The 16,152-nt window shown below is 73.1% G+C and carries 12 protein-coding genes and 1 pseudogene; 2 read left to right on the forward strand and 11 right to left on the reverse strand.

The genetic code is table 11. The features are described from left to right. Positions 1–51 precede the first annotated feature (51 nt). The 9 genes from AB0J02_RS40050 to AB0J02_RS40090 form a co-directional block, all read right to left on the reverse strand. Entirely contained in the window at positions 52–1,857 is a 1,806-nt protein-coding gene (locus AB0J02_RS40050) for an ABC transporter ATP-binding protein (RefSeq protein WP_363198839.1), read from the reverse strand. Beyond that, the gene (locus AB0J02_RS40055; protein WP_363198840.1) at positions 1,854–3,074 is read right to left on the reverse strand and encodes a ketosynthase chain-length factor; all 1,221 of its coding nucleotides are present in this window, start codon (positions 3,072–3,074) and stop codon (positions 1,854–1,856) included. The genes AB0J02_RS40050 and AB0J02_RS40055 overlap by 4 nt, the downstream gene beginning before the upstream one ends. Next, the gene (locus AB0J02_RS40060) at positions 3,071–4,345 is read right to left on the reverse strand and encodes a beta-ketoacyl-[acyl-carrier-protein] synthase family protein (RefSeq protein ID WP_363198841.1); all 1,275 of its coding nucleotides are present in this window, start codon (positions 4,343–4,345) and stop codon (positions 3,071–3,073) included. The genes AB0J02_RS40055 and AB0J02_RS40060 overlap by 4 nt, the downstream gene beginning before the upstream one ends. Next, positions 4,342–4,668, reverse strand: coding sequence for a TcmI family type II polyketide cyclase (locus tag AB0J02_RS40065; RefSeq protein ID WP_363198842.1), 327 nt, complete (start codon positions 4,666–4,668; stop codon positions 4,342–4,344). The genes AB0J02_RS40060 and AB0J02_RS40065 overlap by 4 nt, the downstream gene beginning before the upstream one ends. Before the next feature lie 360 nt (positions 4,669–5,028). Continuing rightward, positions 5,029–7,731: an FAD/NAD(P)-binding protein gene (locus AB0J02_RS40070; RefSeq protein ID WP_363198843.1), complete on the reverse strand. Its 2,703-nt coding sequence runs from the start codon at positions 7,729–7,731 to the stop codon at positions 5,029–5,031. Positions 7,732–7,735: 4 nt separating this feature from the next. Continuing rightward, entirely contained in the window at positions 7,736–9,064 is a 1,329-nt protein-coding gene (locus tag AB0J02_RS40075) for a GTP-binding protein (protein ID WP_363198844.1), read from the reverse strand. A 2-nt stretch (positions 9,065–9,066) separates the two neighbouring features. Further along, positions 9,067–10,005, reverse strand: a complete 939-nt coding sequence (cysD, locus tag AB0J02_RS40080; protein WP_363198845.1) for a sulfate adenylyltransferase subunit CysD — start codon at positions 10,003–10,005, stop codon at positions 9,067–9,069. Beyond that, complete coding sequence (gene cysC, locus AB0J02_RS40085) at positions 10,002–10,556, reverse strand: adenylyl-sulfate kinase (RefSeq protein ID WP_363198846.1); 555 nt, start codon at positions 10,554–10,556, stop codon at positions 10,002–10,004. Before cysC ends, cysD begins: the two co-directional genes overlap by 4 nt. A 50-nt stretch (positions 10,557–10,606) precedes the next feature. Then, positions 10,607–11,383 carry an alpha/beta hydrolase gene (locus AB0J02_RS40090; protein ID WP_363198847.1) on the reverse strand — a complete coding sequence of 259 codons (777 nt, stop codon included), beginning with the start codon at positions 11,381–11,383 and terminating at the stop codon, positions 10,607–10,609. Positions 11,384–11,661: 278 nt separating this feature from the next. Here AB0J02_RS40090 and AB0J02_RS40095 point away from each other — a divergent pair, with 278 nt between their 5' ends. Both AB0J02_RS40095 and AB0J02_RS40100 read left to right on the forward strand, forming a co-directional pair. Next, positions 11,662–13,221: an AMP-binding protein gene (locus AB0J02_RS40095; RefSeq protein ID WP_363198848.1), complete on the forward strand. Its 1,560-nt coding sequence runs from the start codon at positions 11,662–11,664 to the stop codon at positions 13,219–13,221. A gap of 65 nt (positions 13,222–13,286) precedes the next feature. Then, positions 13,287–15,005 carry an FAD-dependent oxidoreductase gene (locus tag AB0J02_RS40100; RefSeq protein WP_363198849.1) on the forward strand — a complete coding sequence of 573 codons (1,719 nt, stop codon included), beginning with the start codon at positions 13,287–13,289 and terminating at the stop codon, positions 15,003–15,005. Positions 15,006–15,089: 84 nt separating this feature from the next. Here AB0J02_RS40100 and AB0J02_RS40105 read toward each other — a convergent pair whose 3' ends face one another. Further along, entirely contained in the window at positions 15,090–15,866 is a 777-nt protein-coding gene (locus tag AB0J02_RS40105) for an ABC transporter permease (RefSeq protein WP_363198850.1), read from the reverse strand. Next, positions 15,863–16,152: pseudogene (locus tag AB0J02_RS40110) on the reverse strand (ABC transporter); the annotation flags it as partial. The pseudogene AB0J02_RS40110 and the gene AB0J02_RS40105, both read right to left, overlap by 4 nt.

Raw genomic sequence — 16,152 nt, forward strand, 5'->3', positions numbered from 1 at the left:
ACTCCAGACGGACTCGAACTCCGCTCCAGGGCAGGGGTTTCGGGCCCTCGGCTAGAGGGCCGCCGCCATCTGCGTGTCCCGGTCGACGAGGGTGGCGTAGTGGCCGCCGAGGGCGAGGAGTTCGTCGTGCGTGCCGCGCTCGGCGATGCGCCCCTTCTCCAGCACGATGATCTCGTCGGCATCGCGGACCGTCGACAGCCGGTGGGCGACGGTGATGGTGGTGCGGCCCGCGCTCGCCGCGTCGATGGCCGCCTGCACGGCCTGCTCGGTCTGGGTGTCCAGGGCGCTGGTCGCCTCGTCGAGCACGAGGACCGGCGGGTCGCGCAGGATGGCGCGGGCGATGGCCAGCCGCTGCTTCTCGCCGCCGGAGAACCGGTAGCCGCGCTCCCCGACGACGGTGTCGTAACCGTCGGGCAGCGCCTCCAAATAGTCGTGGATGTGGGCGATCCGCGCGGCGGCGACGAGCTCCTCGTCGGTGGCGTCGGGCTTGGCGAACCGCAGATTGTCGGCGACGGTCGCGTGGAAGAGGTACGTCTCCTGGGAGACCACCCCGACCGTGGCGGCGAGCGTGTCGAAGGACAGGTCACGCACGTCGATGCCGTCGATCGTGACGGAGCCGCACGTCGCGTCGTACAGGCGGGGGATGAGGTAGCTCAGCGTGGTCTTGCCCGATCCGGTCTCGCCGACCACCGCGAGCCGCCCCCCGGCGGGCACGCTCACATCGACCGCGTCCAGCGTCGGCCGTACCGCCCCCGCGTAGGAGAACCCCACCGCGCGCAGGCACACGTCGCCGCGCAGGGCCGACGGCACGACCGGATGCTCGGGTTCGGCGACGTCGACCGGCAGATCGAGGTACTCGAAGATGCGGGCGAACAGTTCGAGGGAGCTCTGGATGTCGATGCCGATGGTGAGCAGCCGTTGCGCCGGCCGGAACAGGGCCTGCTGCAGCGTGGTGAAAGCGACCAGGGACCCCAGCGAGATGGCCATGTGGCCGCCGCTCGCCGTCAGCCCCGCCATCCAGTAGATGACCGCGGGCATGGAGGCCATGACGACCCAGATCGTCGACTGGTACCACAGCCCCGCCGTGCTCGCGCGCACCTCGATCTCGGTGAGCTTGCGGGACTCACCGGCGAAGGTGTCGGTCAGCGACCGGGAGCGGCCCATGGTGTGGCCGAGCATGATGCCGCTGACCGAGAGCGACTCCTGCACCATCGAGGTCAGGTCGGCGAACTGCCGCTGCCGCTCGCGCGTGATGGCACGGCGCTCGTCGCCGACGTGGCGGCTCACCCACACGAACGCCGGCAGCATGACCATCGACGCGATGGTCAGCCGCCAGTCCAGCAGCGCCATGGCGGTCGTCGTGGCGATGACGATCGTCAGATCGGAGACCAGCGCGGTGGCGGTGGTCGTCACCGTCACCTGCATGCCGCCGATGTCGTGCGCGATGCGGGACTGCACCTCACCGGTGCGGGTGCGGGTGAAGAAGGCCAGCGACATGCGCTGCAGATGGCCGTAGACGGCCGTCCGCAGGTCGTGCATGACCAACTGGCCGACCCTGGCGGAGACATGGGTCTGCCACACGTTGAAGGTGCTGGTGGCGACCGAGACGACGATCATGCCGAGAGCGAGCAGGGCGAGCAGACCGGTCCGGCCCTTCGGCAGCGCCTCGTCCATGATCTCGCGGATCAGGAACGGGTTGACGAGGGAGACCAGGGACGAACCCGCGACCAGCGAAGCGACGAACAGAAGGCTCCTGCGGTACGGGCGGAACAGCGTGAGAACGCGACGCTTCTGTGGGGGGAGATGAGCAGTGGCCGACCCGGTGGTGGTCACTCCGGTCTCCTTCTTCTGTGTCATGCCCGGGCGCTGGAGCGCAGCACGAGCGCGGAGTTGAAGCCGCCGTGGCCCCGGGCCAGGACGAGTGCCGTCGCCACGGCGGTGTGCCGCGGCGCGGTGACCAGATCGAGGCCGTAGTCGGCGCGGGGCGTGACGTGGGCGGTCGGCGGGATCACCCCGTCGCGCATGGCGAGCAGCGCGGTGGCCACGTCCAGCGGGGCACCGCCGGAACCCAGCCGGCCCGTCATGGTCTTGGGCGCGGTGACCGGGACCGCCCGCGGCCCGAAGACGCCGGTGATCGCGGCGGCCTCCACGCGGTCGAGCTCCGGTACGCCCGCGGCGTCGGCGAAGACGACGTCGATGTCCTGCGGCCGCAGCCCGGCGTCGGCCAGGGCGATGTCGACCGCCGCGCGCAGCGTGGGCTCGCGGCCGCTGTCCGGGCGGGGGTCGAACGTCGAGCCGTACCCGCTGATCTCGCCGTAGACGTGACGGGCGCCGCGCCTGCGCGCCGCCTCCGCGTCCTCCAGGATCAGCAGGGCCCCGCCCTCGCCGGGGACGTATCCGCACGCGTCGGCGTCGAAGGGCAGATAGGCCCGGTCGGGCCGCTCCTCGGTGCTCATCCGGCCCGTGGTGAGCTGGGCCGCCCACCCCCACGGGCAGATGGCGGCGTCGACACCGCCGGACAGGATGAGGTCGCTGCCCTTGCGGACCAGGCGGCGCGCGTGGGCGAGCGCGTCGAGGCCGCCCGCCTGGTCGCCGACCACCACACCGCTGGGGCCGCGCAGCCCGTGCCGGATGGAGATCTGGCCGGTGTTGACGGCGTAGAACCAGGCGAAGGACTGGTACGCGCTGACGTACTGGCTGCCCTTGCTCCACAGGTTCTTCAGCTGCTCCTGGCCGAACTCGAAGCCGCCCGAGGTGCTGGCGGTCATCACGCCCATGCCGTACTCGTCGGCCTCCTCGGTGCTCACACCGGCGTCGGCCAGTGCGTGATCGGCCCCGACGAGGGCGAGTTGGGTCATCCGGTCGGTCTGCGGGATGAGCCGGCTGGGCAGGTGCTCCTCGGCGGCGAAGCCGTCCACCTCGCCCGCCAGCTTCGAGGGGTAGCGCTCCGGATCGAAGCGCTTGATGCGGCCGATGCCGCTCCTGGACGCGACGGTCGCGTCCCAGTACTCCTGTGTGCCGAAGCCGTTGGGGGAGACGACACCGATGCCGGTCACCACGACGTGAGAGCTCATGCCGTCCTGTTCCTGTCCGGTCGTGCGAGAACCATCGCGCTCTGGAAACCGCCGAAGCCGCTGCCGACGGTCAGTACCGTGTCGGTGCGCCAGTCCCGTGCGGTCAACGGGACGTAGTCGAGGTCGCATTCGGGGTCGGGATCGTGCAGGTTCGCCGTCGGCGGCACCACGTTGTTCTCCATGGCCAGCACCGACGCGGCGATCTCGATCGAGCCGATCGCGCCCAGCGAGTGGCCGACCATGGACTTGATCGAGCTCATCGGGGTGCGCCGGGCGTGCTCGCCCAGGCTGCGCTTGACGGCGCTGGTCTCGTGGCGGTCGTTCTGCTTGGTGCCCGAGCCGTGCGCGTTGACGTAGTCGACGGCCTCCGGGGCGATCCGCGCCTCGTCCAGCGCCGAACGGATCGCCTCCGCCATCTCCTTGCCGTCCGGGCGCAGGCCGGTCATGTGGAAGGCGTTGCAGCGCGAGGCGTATCCGGCGACCTCGGCGTACACGTGCGCGCCGCGCCGGCGGGCGGACTCCCACTCCTCCAGGACGAACATCGCCGAGCCCTCGCCCAGCACGAAGCCGTTGCGGGTGCGGTCGAAGGGCCGGGAGGCGTGCGCGGGATCGTCATTGCGCGGTGTGGTCGCCTTGATCGCGTCGAAGCACGCCATGGTGATCGGCGAGATCGGGGCGTCCGTGGCCCCGGCGATCATCACCTCGGCCGAGCCGTCACGGATCAACTCGGCCGCGTAGCCGACCGCGTCGATGCCCGAGGTACAGCCCGTCGAGACCACCGTGGACGGGCCCTCGGCGCCGACCGCCCAGGCGACCTCCGCCGCGAACGAGCTGGGCACGAAGTAGTTGTACAGATGGGGCACGGCGTACGCGTGGTCGACCAGGTCGAGCCGGCCGCCGTCGCTGACGACCCGGTACTCCTCGTCGAGCCCCATGGTGGCGCCCACCGCGCTGCCGACGGCCACCCCGACCCGGTGCGGCACGTGGTCCCGCAGATCCAGTCCGCTGTCCGCGAGCGCCTCGCCGGCCGTGACGAGGGCGAACTGCGCGGCGCGGTCGGTGCGCCGGATCTCCTGCGGGCCGAGCCCGTGCTCCGCGGGGTCGAAGTCGACCTCGGCCGCGACCCGGGAGCGGAACGGCGACGGATCGAAGAAGGTGATGCCGCGGGTCGCCGTGCGGCCCTCGCTGAGCAGGTTCCAGAAGTTCTTGGTCCCGATGCCGCCCGGTGCGACCACGCCGACTCCGGTGACCACCACCCGGCGGCCGCTCACGCCGACTCCCAGGTGTAGAACCGGCGGGCCATGGCGTCCGCGGGCGAACGCCAGGTGGCCGGGTCGTAGGCGTCGATGAACGGGTCCAGATCGCGGCTGATTCGCACGAAGCGCGGATCGCTCTTCGCCTCCTCGATGAGCTCGCCGCCGTTGTCGTCGTCGAAGTCCTGGAGGTGGAAGTACAGGCCGTTGTACATGAAAAGCTGACGGCGCCGGGTACCCATACGGTGCGGCATATCGGTCTCGTCGAAGGCCCCGAAAAGCCGAGCCACGTCGGCACTTGACCGGGAATCCATTCGGGCCACTATCAGATTGCTGTGCATACGACGTCTCCTCGAGGATGTGCTGCGCCTGTCAAAGGTTCCTGACCAGTGCTGTCCATTCGGCGAGCTCCTCGTCCGACAATGGCGGCCAGCAGGCCTGTTCAACAAGGTGCGGGTCGTAGTCGGTCACCGAGTAGGGCGGATAAAGACCGTTCCACGCGAATCCCATCCACATCAATCCCTCCCCGATGTTCTTTCCCAGGGATCGCATGACGGACCTGCGTCGAGGCCGCATATCAATCTCCGTTCATGGGCAGTCCGTTGCCACTTCCGTGACGTTTCTCAAGAGGGAATCAGTAATCCGTGGAAGGCCGCTGGAGGGAATGTGGAGCCGGGCTCGCGTCCTTCTGGAGCGCCGCCTCACCGCGACGACAGGATTTCCTCCCGGAACCGGTCGCTCGGCCGGCGCCGCACCGCGTCGAGCCGCCTTCGGTCCAGCGGGGACGCACGGCGGTCGAGGCGCGCCGAGAGCAGCGCGGCCGCCCGCCCGTGCTCGCCGCCCGAGACCAGGGCGTACAGCAAGGTCTCCTCGACGACCTCGTACTGCGCCTTGCTGGCACCCACCCGGGCGACCAGCGGCACCAGCGGTTCCAGGCGCAGCGCCGCCTCCCGCCAGCTGCGCCGGGTCACCGCCGACAGCGCCTCGCACAGCGGGGCGATCACCAGCCGGAACAGGTCCTGCGGGTGCGCCAGCGCGTGCCGGCGCAGCCGCTCCAGCGCGTCGCCGTCCCCGGCGGCGGTGCAGGCCAGCGCGGCGTGCAGAGCGGCGAAGGCCGTCGGCGGCGCGGAGAGCCAGGCAGGCGGAGCCGCCCGCAGCAGCTCGGCCAGAGGCAGGGCCCCGGTCCAGCTGCCCGCCATGTGCGCGCGCCACAGCAGTGAGGCCGAGTCGACCAGGAGTCGTCCGCCGCTGACCCGGGAGGCGACCAGCTCGCGCCGGTAGCGGCGGAAGACGGCCGACGGATCGTCCAGCGTCAGCTCGTGCAGGGCGGCGTGCCAGGAGATGTGCGAGCGGTGCCCCGCTCCGGCGCCGTGGCGCCGGCTCCACTCGTCCAGCCAGGCCAGGCCTGCCCGGTGCTCGCCGGTCTCGTAGAAGACGTGCGCCCGTGCGTGCACGGCGTGGCCGGCGAGAGGGTTGGCGCCGAGCGCGCGCACGCACAGCGCGTCGGCCTCCTGCCAGCGTTCCTGTTCCTGTCGTACGAAGGCGAGTTGGCCCAGATACCACCAGTCGTCGCCGTACACCGGCGCGAGCCCCTCGACGAGACTCCACGCCTCCTCGGCGCTGGTCACCCCGTTGAAGGAGACGGTGGGTACGGCCGCGCTCACCGCCAGCGCGTCCCGGGGGTGCGCGGCGATGTGGCCCAGCAGGGCCGCCTTGCCCTGTTCCTCGGTGCCGGTCAGCCGGGCATCGACCGCCGCGACCAGGCTGCGCTCCCGTCCGTCGGCGCGGCGGGCCGCGGCCCGCCGCGCCGCGGCCAGCGCCGCGGTGGTGTCGCCCGGGCCCGCGCACTCGTGACCGAACAGGGCCAGCGCGGCCTGGCCCACCGCGAACTCCGGGTCCTGCGCGACCGCTTCGCCCAACAGTTCCGCGGCGCCGACCCGGCCCGCGAGAATGCTCTCCAGGGCCTGGTCGTACAGCCGCGCCGCCTCGGCGGTGGTGCTCAGGGGCAGGCCGTAGCGGTCGGTGGGGCCGGACGCGCGGCGGGGGGCGAGCGCTGCCAGTACCCCGTCGGCGACCTGGGCCGCCTGGGCGCGGATCTCCGGGATCGCCGTGCTCTCCAGCAGGTTTCCGCGCCGGGCGGCCCCGATCGTCCACAGCCGCGGGGCCGGGCCGAAGGCGGGCAGCAGCCGTCCGTCGCCGCGGGTGTCGAAGCCCAGGTTCGCGGGGCCGGTGCGGGCGTACCCGTGGTCCAGGACGCTGTGCACCAGGGGGTCGGCGGTGCGGCGCGGATCGCCTTGTGCGCCGGTGCAGTTGACGACCGCGGCCACCCGCAGCCGCCCGCCGTCGCTGAGCCGGACCCGGAGCGCGTCGCCGTCCGGCACGGCGTCGACGACCTCGGCGGCGGTGACCTGCAGCCGGGCTGTCGCGCGCAGCGTGCGCAGGGTGGCCGCCGTCCTCGGCGCGAGACGGTGCCGGTGCACTTCCCAGGCCCGTAGATCCTCCTGGAGGAAGCGTGTGCGGTCGGCGGCGGACAGCTGCTGCCACAGCGCCGCGGTCACTGGGCGCAGTCCGTCCAGGCCGGCCCGCCAGTCGCCGCAGCTGCGGCGACTGGCGGCGAGATGCCGCCGGATGTCGCGGCGCAGCACGTCGAGCCCCCGCGTCCCGTCCAGGGCACCGGGCTCGGCCGGCGGGGCCGCGGGCACCCGGTGTTCCCGGGGGACGAGCCCGTGCCGGGAGACCGCGTGCACCGTGCGGCCCGGGCGGGCGAGTGTGACGGCGACGTCGGCCATGGTCAGGCCGGTGCCGACGAGCAGGACGTCCCCCTCGTCGGCGATGTTCCCCAGCGCGCCCGGCGCCCAGGGGTCGGCGACGAAGCGCTCGCTCGTGCGCAGTGCGTCCGGGGCCCACTCCACCGACGAGGGGAACGCGCCGAGGGCGAGGACGGCGGCGTCCGCCCGCAGGTCCGTGCCGTCGGAGAACGTCAGGACCACCGCGCGCTCCCGCCTGCGCGCGCCGACGACCCGGGTGCGCAGCCGGTGCAGGCGCACGGCCCGACAGGCGCGGGCCGTGCTCTCCAGGACGTCGCTCAGATACCGGCCGTAGGTCTGGCGCGCGACGAAATCGCCGGGTGAGGTGCCGGGGTGCCGGTCGGCGAGCCAGCGCAGGAAGTGGCCCGGGTCCTCGGGCAGCGCGCTCATCTTCGCGGCGGCCACGTTGAGCAGGTGGCGCCGGTCGACGGTCCCGTAGGCGACACCCGGGCCGGCCTGTTCGGCGGGGTCGATCAGCCACAGGTCGAGCGCGCCGCCGAGTGCGTCGGCCCGGCGCATCAGTTGGACGGCGGTCAGTGTGCCGGCCGCACCGGCCCCGACGACGGCGACGCGGCGCGCGGAGGAACTCCAGCTCATGATCTCACTCCTGATTCGTTCGGCGGGCAGGGCCGTCGCCGTCGGCGCCCGCCGGTCCCGGCGCCTCGCCCACCATGCCGGCGGTGAGGGTGGTGCCGTCGTCCCCGTCGATCAGCAGGAACGAGCCGGTGCGGCGGTTGTCCGCGTAGCCGTCCACGGCCAGCGGTTCGGCCAGCCGCAGCACCACCCGTCCGATGTCGTTGACCTGCAACGCCTCGATGTCCGCCCGCCGTTGGAGGGTGTCGATGTCGATCCGGTACGAGATGTCCTTGACCAGCGCGCGCACGGTGCGCGAGGTGTGTTTCAGCAGCACCTTGTCCCCGGCGCGCAGCGGACGTTCGTTCAGGTGGCAGACGTGCGCCTCGATGGACCGGGTGGGCAGCGGGGCCGGGCCCCGGGCCGCGATCAGGTCACCGCGGCAGACGTCGATGTCGTCGGCGAGGCGCACGGTGACCGACTGGGGGGCCCAGGCGATCGCCGTCTCCTCCCCGAGCGCGTCGATGGCCGCGACGGTGGTGGTGCGCCCGCAGGGCAGCACGGTGACGGTGTCCCCGACCAGCAGCACACCGGAGGCCAACTGGCCCGCGTAGCCCCGGTAGTCGGGATGGTCCGCGCTCTGCGGGCGGATCACGTACTGGACGGGGAAACGCACGGGGTCCCCGCTCGGGTCGCCGCCGACCGGGACGCTCTCCAGGTGTTCCAGCAGGGTCGGCCCGCCGTACCAGTCCATGTGGGCGGAGGGCTCCACCACGTTGTCACCGGCCAGCGCGGAGACCGGGATCACCACGACGTTCCCGATCCCGAGCGAGCTCGCGTAGGAGGTGAACTCCTCGGCGATGGCGGCGAAGACGGGCTCCGCGTAGTCGACGAGGTCCATCTTGTTGACGGCGAGGACGACGTGCGGGACGCGCAGCAGCGCGGCGATCGCGGCGTGCCGGCGGGTCTGTTCGACGACGCCGTTGCGGGCGTCGACGAGGACCACGGTGAGTTCGGCGGTGGAGGCGCCGGTGACCATGTTGCGGGTGTACTGCACATGGCCAGGGGTGTCGGCGAGGATGAAGCGGCGCCGGGGCGTGGCGAAGTAGCGGTGGGCGACGTCGATGGTGATGCCCTGCTCGCGCTCGGCGCGCAGCCCGTCGGTGAGCAGCGCCAGGTCGGGGGCGTCCTGGCCGCGGCTCGCGGAGACCCGCTCGACGGCCTCCAACTGGTCGGCCAGCACGGACTTGGAGTCGTGCAGCAGCCGGCCGACCAGGGTGGACTTGCCGTCGTCGACGGAGCCGGCGGTGGCGAACCGCAGCAGTGCGGCGGTGGTGGCTTCCTCGGTGGTGGTCATGGTCAGAAGTACCCCTCGCGCTTACGGTCCTCCATGGCGGCCTCGGAGAGCTTGTCGTCGGCCCGGGTGGCGCCGCGCTCGGTGAGGCGGCTGGCGGCGATCTCGGCGATGATGTCCGTGTCGCTCGCCGCGTCCGATTCGACGGCGCCGGTGCAGGACATGTCGCCGACCGTGCGGTAGCGCACCAGCCGCCACTGCGGCGTCTCGTGCTCCGTGGGCCCGCCCCACTCGCCCGCGGTCAGCCACATGCCGCCCCGGCTGAACACGCTGCGCTTGTGGGCGTAGTAGATCGACGGGAGTTCGATGTGTTCGCGGGCGATGTACTGCCACACGTCCAGCTCGGTCCAGTTGGAGAGCGGGAAGACGCGCACGTGCTCGCCGGGCGCGTGGTGGCCGTTGTAGAGGGACCACAGCTCGGGGCGCTGGCGGCGCGGGTCCCAGGCGCCGAACTCGTCGCGCAGCGAGAAGATCCGCTCCTTGGCGCGGGCCTTCTCCTCGTCGCGGCGGCCGCCGCCGAACACCGCGTCAAAGCGGTGCGCCTCGATGGCGTCCAGCAGCGGGACGGTCTGCAGCGGGTTGCGGGTGCCGTCGGGGCGCTCGCGCAGCCGTCCGTCGTCGATGAAGTCCTGGACGCGGGCGACGTGCAGCCGCAGCCGGTGCCGGGCCACGACGCGGTCGCGGTGCTCGATGACCTCGGGGAAGTTGTGCCCGGTGTCGACGTGCAGCAGCGCGAAGGGGACCGGCGCCGGACGGAAGGCCTTGAGCGCCAGGTGCAGCATGACGATCGAGTCCTTGCCGCCGGAGAAGAGGATCACCGGCCGCTCGAACTCGCCGGCCACCTCGCGCAGGATGTGCACCGACTCCGCTTCGAGGGCGTCCAGGTGCGACAGCGCGAACGGGTGCTCGGACACCTCGGTCGGACTCTGTTCCGCGGGCGTCATGCCAGGCCCCTCTCGGTCAGGAAGGCGTGCAGTTCTTCGGCGCACGCGGCCACCGGCCGCCCTTGTGTGCGCAGGCGCAGCTCCGGGTCGGCGGGCGTTTCGTACGGGTCGTCCACGCCGGTGAGGCCGGAGATCTCACCGGCGGCCCGGCGCGCGTACAGGCCCTTCACGTCACGCCGGGCGCAGACCTCGACGGGGGTGGCCACGTGGACCTCCACGAAGCGCGTGCCGTGCGCGGCGTGCCAGTCACGGACGGCCGCGCGGGAGGCGGCGTAGGGGGCGATGACGGGGGCCAGCACCGTGACGCCGTGGGCGGCCAGCTTCTGCGCCACGAATCCGATCCGGGTGACGTTGGTGTGCCGGTCCTCGCGGGTGAAGCCCAGTTCCTGGGAGAGGAACGCGCGGATCTCGTCGCCGTCGAGCACGTCGACCGCGCGGCGCTCGGCGCGCAGACGGTCGGCGAGGGCGCGGGCGAGCGTGGTCTTGCCCGCGCTGGGCAGCCCGGTCAGCCACACGGTGGCCCCGGCTGCCGGGGTGCGAGCTGTGGTCACGGTGGTGTTCTCCTGGAGGTGGACGGCGGGGGCCGGGGCGGCGGTCCCGCTCAGGTGGTGGCGAACTCGGCGAGGGTGCGGCCGAGGACGTCCATGTCGATCCGGTGCCAGGACCCGGGCAGTTCGAGCGAGCGGCCGCCGGGCAGGGCCGCCGCGGTCGCCTGCGCCGCCGCGCGCAGCCAGGCGCTGGTTTGGTCGCTGTTGAGCACCAGGGCCGGCGTCGGGTAGCCGGCCAGCCGGTCCGCCGGCACGGTGCAGTCGCCGCAGATCGCCAGGTCGTAGGCGAGCGTGTGGGCGTTCGCCTCGTTCACCGCCCAGATCGGGCCCTTGCGCCACTCCGCGACGGTGTCGGGGGTGAGACCGAGGAAGCTGCCGAGGAAGTACTCGACCGCCTCCTCACGCCGGTCGTCCTCCATGAGGACCCGGAGCGTCTTGGCGACGTTCCACGGGGGCTTGGGGTATCCGTCGACCCGGTAGCACGGCTCGTGCAGCGCGAGCCTGCTGATCGGGGCACCCGCCAGTGCCGCCTCCACCGCCAGGTTCGCGCCGGAGGACCCGGCGAACACCACGGCCGAGCCGCCGGCCTCCTCGATCACCGCCCGCAGATCCTCGATCTCGCGCGCCACGGCGTACTCGGGGGAGTCGCCGCTCTGGCCGCGCCCCCGGCGGTCGTAGACGTACGTGGTGCAGTGCGGCGCCAGTTCGGGAACGAGCGCGTCGAAGATGGTGTGGTCGCGGAACGAGCCGTTGAGGAGCACGATCGGCGGGCCCTCGCCGGCCTTCTCGTAGGCGATCGTCGTGCCGTCCCGGGAAACGACCTTGCGCATCACGTACTCCTCACGCCGAACGGAGGTGCTCTCACCTCGCCGTATGCAAAACCTTCGAGCGCCTCGCTGGACCACCGGTGGAGGACCGGTCGGGCCCGGGGCCAGGTGGGGTCGCGGAGGAGCCCGGCCTGTCCGGAAGCGGTGCTCCGGTGGCCCGCGCCGGTTTCTGTGGCGGCGGTCGAGCGGTCTTCGAACGTTCCTCGAGCCTGCGCACGGACGGTGGGAGCCGTCCCGGGCGGCAGCCGCGGCCGCCCGTTCGGAGCGGAAGGAGACACACCGTGCGCGATGTGCCGCACAGCGACCTGACGGTGGACGGACTGCTGCGGCGCGCGGCACGGCGCGATCCCGGCGGCGTCGCCGTGCGCACCGCGTCCCGGGTGCTGCGCTTCGCCGAACTCGACGCGTACGCCGACCGCATCGCCGCCTGGCTGCACACCGTGGCCGGCGCCGGGGCGGGGACCCGGGTCGGCGTCGCGCACGTGCTCGACCCGGAGTTCGCCGCCGTGTACCACGGCGTCCTGCGGGCCGGGGCCACCGTCGTCCTGCTCAATCCGCTCCTCCCGCAAGACGGGCTGCGGCACGTCCTGGCCACGGCCGCGGCCGAGGTCGCCCTCGTCCCCGCGCCGACCGCCGGACTCATCGCAGGGATCCGCCACGAACTGCCCGCACTGCGCGCGGTCGTGGCCACCGACACCCTGCCGCCGCCCCCGGCCCTGGACCTGGCGCCCCGCACGGGTGCGGGGCCCGCGGCCGATCCGGACGCCGTCGCCTGCGTGCAGTTCACGACCGGCACGACCGGAGCGCCCAAAGGTGTCCTGCTGACCCACCGCAATCTGGTCGCCAACGCCTGGCAGACCGCCGAGGCGCACGGCCTGGGCGCCGGTTCCGTCACCCTCAACCACCTGCCGCTGTACCACGTCATGCACCTCAACTCGGCGCTGTACGCGGGCGCTTGCCAGGTGCTGTGCCAGGACCCCGACCCCCTCGCCTCGCTCACCGCGGCCGCCGAGTCGGGGGCCACGCACTACTACGGGCTGCCCGCGCGGCTGCACGCGCTGGCCGCGGACGAGCGCCTGGCCCGGGGCGGACCGCCGGGGCTGCGGCTGACAGCGGTCCTGTCCGGCGGCTCGGCGCTGCGCCCGCAGGCGGCCCGCGTCCTGGAACAGCGGCTCGGGGTCCCCGTCATCCAGGGCTACGGCATGGCCGAGCTCTCCCCGCTGACCCACTGCCAGCGGCCCGCCGGCCGGCGGGCCGGCACCGTCGGCACCACCGTGCCGGGCACCGGATGCCGCCTCGTCGACCTGACGACGGGAGAGCCCGTCGACGTCTGGTCGACCGGCGAAGTCCAGGTGCGCGGACCCCAGTTGATGGCCGGCTACCTCGACGAGGAGCGGCCCGCGCGGATCGACGCGGACGGCTGGTTCGCCACCGGCGACGTCGGCTACGTCGACGACGAGGGCAACCTGCGCCTGGTGGACCGGCTCGGCGACGTCTTCAAGTACGACAACGACATCGTCTCGCCCACCCGCGTCGAGCAGGTCCTCGCCGACGACCCGCGCGTCGCCGACTGCGTCGTGGCCGACTGGCCCGACCCCGAGCACGGCGCCCTGGTGTGGGCGGGCATCGTGCTGCGCGAGAGCCCCGGCCCGCACACCGCCACCGGCGCCGCCCGCGTGCGCGGTGTCCTCGACGCGATCACCGAGCGGGCCAACGAACGTCTCGGCACCTTCGAGCGGATCCGCCGCAGCGAGGCCCTCGGCGCGGTGCCGCGCACCCCCACCGGAAAGCCCGAACGCCGCGCCGTACGCGAGGAGTTGCGGGCCCGGGCCGGCACATGACCCGCCGCATCCGCCCGCCCGCGCAGCACCCCCCGCACCGACCCCTTACCCCGGGAGAAGCGACCATGGCCCCTTTCGCCCAGCAGCCCGCCGCGCGGCCCCAGGTGCTGATCGCGGGTGCCGGACCCGTCGGCCTGACCGCCGCCCACGAACTGGCCCGGCGCGGCCTGCGGGTGCGGCTGGTCGACGCGGCGCCCGGACCCGCCCGCACCAGCCGCGCCGTGGCCACACACCCGCGCACCCTGGAGACCTACGACCAGATGGGCGTCGTCGACGCGATGCTCGCGCGCGGCCGCCGCAACCAGGCCTTCACCATGTACGCCGAAGGCCGCCGCCTGGTGCGGCTGCAGGCCGACTACGCGTCGATGCCCACCGCGTACCCGTTCACCCTCGTCATCGGGCAGACGGAGACCGAGGCGGTGCTGCGCGCGGCCGTGAGCAGGCTCGGCGTCGACATCGAGTGGGGGGTGCGGCTGACCGGACTCGCCCAGCACGAGGACGGCGTGCGCGTCACCCTGGAGGGCGCTGACGGCGGCGAACAGAGCGTCGAGACCGCCTGGTTGATCGGCTGCGACGGCGGCCACAGCACGGTACGACGGCTGCTCGGTCTGGAACTCCTCGGCGCGGGCAGCGAGACGTGGATGCTCGCCGACGCGCCCGTCACCATGGACCTGCCGCCCGACACCATCTACTGGGCGCACACCGGCGGGCAGGCCCTGATGATGGTGCCGTACGCCCGCGAAGGGCACTGGCGGCTGCTGGACACCGTGCCGGACCGCGCCGTCGGACAGACCCACGGCACGGGCCGGACCGACGGCACCGAGGAGCGGCTCGGCGCCAAGCTCTCCAAGGGCCTGGGCCGCCCGGTCCGCGTCGGCGCGAGCGAGTGGACCTCCGTGTTCACCTTCCAGCAGCGCATGGTCGAACGCATGCGGGAGGGCCGGGTCTTCGTCGCCGGTGACGCGGCCCATGTGCACAGCCCCGCCTCCGGGCAGGGCATGAACACCGGCATCCAGGAGGCGTACAACCTCGCCTGGAAGCTCGCGCTGGTCGAACAGGGCCACGCGGCGCCCGAGTTGCTCGACAGCTACAGCCAGGAGCGCGTCCCCATCGGCGCCGCGCTGCTCGACTCCACCCGCACCGCCACCGTCCTCGTGCAGCTGAGGAACCTGTTCGCCGGCACCGTGCTGCCCCTCGTGTTCTCCGTCGTGCGCCGGGTGACCCCGCTGCGCCGTGCCCTCACGCGCAAGGTCCTCGGCGGCATGTCCGGTCTGCGCATCGGCTACGGCACCTCACCGCTGAGCATCCACGACGCCCCCACCGCGGCCGGCCCCGCCCCCGGCGAACGGGCCAGGGCGGCCGCCCTGGACGGCACGGACCCCGCCTCCCGCGCGGCCTTCGCCGCCGAACTGCGCGACGTGCGCTGCACGTTGCTGCTGGCCGCGGGCGGCGGCGGGCCGGGCGACGTGCCGGCCGGCGTGGCCACCGCAGCGGCCGCCCGGTACGCCGAGTGGCTGTCGGTCAGGACGCTGGGCGACCGCCCCGACGCGGCCGGGGGGCCCGCGCCGTTCACCGACCCCGGCGGCGCCCTGCGCGGCGCGCTCGGCCTGCGCCCCGGCGGCTGGATGCTCGTCCGCCCCGACGGATACGTCGCCGCCCGCGGCCCCGTCCTCACCCGCGCCGCGCTGCGCCGCGCGCTCACCCCCTGGGGGCCGGCCGTGCCGCTCGCCGACGCCGTGTGCGAGGAGCCGGTGCCGGCCCGGTCGTCCGGAGCGCGGGCATGAGTGTGGCGGCGTACTCCGACGAGGGTGTCGGTGTACGCCGCCACGGGCGGGACGGGGCGCGGCGGGGGACCCGCGTCATGTCGCCTACTTGGGGTCGGCGTTGAACTGCGCCTTGGACCAGCGGTGGCCGAGGAGGGTCAGGGCGGCGCACCACACCAGCGCGATCCACCAGTTGTTGCCGATCTCGGTGCCGAGGAGGAGGCCGCGCAGGGTCTCGATGGCGGGGGTGAAGGGCTGGTACTCGGCGATCGGCTGGAACCAGCCGGGCATCGAGTGCAGGGGGACGAAGGCGCTGGAGATGAGGGGGAGCAGGATCAGCGGCATGGCGTTGTTGCTGGCGCCTTCGGCGTTGGGGCTGGCGAGGCCCATGCCGACCGCGATCCAGGTCATGGCCAGGGCGAAGAAGGCGAGCAGTCCGAAGGCCGCCAGCCATTCCAGGGCGGAGGCGTCGGTGGAGCGGAAGCCCATGGCGACCCCGATGGCGCCGACGAGGACGACGCTGGCGACGGTCTGCAGGACGCTGCCCACCACGTGGCCGAAGAGGATGGAGCTGCGGTGGATGGCCATGGTGCGGAACCGGGCGATGATGCCTTCGCTCATGTCGGTGGAGACCGAGACGGCGGTGCCGATGGTGGTGGAGCCGATGGTCATGAGCAGGATGCCGGGGACGATGTAGGCGATGTAGGCGGTGCGGCCGGCGCCGCCGCTCATGGTGTCGCCGAAGATGTAGACGAACAGCAGCAGCAGCATGACCGGGGTGAGCAGCAGGTTCAGGGTGAGCGAGGGGTAGCGGCGGGCGTGCAGGAGGTTGCGGCGCAGCATCGTGGACGAGTCGCGCACGGCGAGGGAGAGAGAGCTCATCGGACGGTCTCCTTGGACTGGCTGGGCACGGCGGTCGTGGTCGTGGCGGTGAGGGCGAAGAAGACGTCGTCGAGGTCGGGGGTGTGCACGGTCAGTTCGTCGGCCTCGATACCGGCCGCGTCCAACTGGTCGAGGACGGCGCGCAGTTCGCGCTGGCTGCCGTCGCTGGGGAGCCGCAGCGACAGCGCCTCGTCGTCGCGGGCGGCTCCGTTCAGCGCGGTGGCGGCGGACCGGTAGGCGGCCGGGTCGGTGAAGCGCAGCCGGATGTGTCCGCCGGGGACGATCC

The sequence above is a fragment of the Streptomyces sp. NPDC050264 genome (assembly GCF_040655895.1).
In the GTDB taxonomy this organism is placed as follows: domain Bacteria; phylum Actinomycetota; class Actinomycetes; order Streptomycetales; family Streptomycetaceae; genus Streptomyces.

What these genes read in the sequence shown, in the direction of transcription:
- AB0J02_RS40050 (WP_363198839.1), bottom strand. Translation starts at nt 1,857, where the DNA reads ATGACACAGAAGAAGGAGACCGGAGTGACCACCACCGGGTCGGCCACT.
- AB0J02_RS40055 (WP_363198840.1), bottom strand. Translation starts at nt 3,074, where the DNA reads ATGAGCTCTCACGTCGTGGTGACCGGCATCGGTGTCGTCTCCCCCAAC.
- AB0J02_RS40065 (WP_363198842.1), bottom strand. Translation starts at nt 4,668, where the DNA reads ATGCACAGCAATCTGATAGTGGCCCGAATGGATTCCCGGTCAAGTGCC.
- AB0J02_RS40070 (WP_363198843.1), bottom strand. Translation starts at nt 7,731, where the DNA reads ATGAGCTGGAGTTCCTCCGCGCGCCGCGTCGCCGTCGTCGGGGCCGGT.
- AB0J02_RS40075 (WP_363198844.1), bottom strand. Translation starts at nt 9,064, where the DNA reads ATGACCACCACCGAGGAAGCCACCACCGCCGCACTGCTGCGGTTCGCC.
- cysD (WP_363198845.1), bottom strand. Translation starts at nt 10,005, where the DNA reads ATGACGCCCGCGGAACAGAGTCCGACCGAGGTGTCCGAGCACCCGTTC.
- AB0J02_RS40090 (WP_363198847.1), bottom strand. Translation starts at nt 11,383, where the DNA reads ATGCGCAAGGTCGTTTCCCGGGACGGCACGACGATCGCCTACGAGAAG.
- AB0J02_RS40100 (WP_363198849.1), top strand. Translation starts at nt 13,287, where the DNA reads ATGGCCCCTTTCGCCCAGCAGCCCGCCGCGCGGCCCCAGGTGCTGATC.
- AB0J02_RS40105 (WP_363198850.1), bottom strand. Translation starts at nt 15,866, where the DNA reads ATGAGCTCTCTCTCCCTCGCCGTGCGCGACTCGTCCACGATGCTGCGC.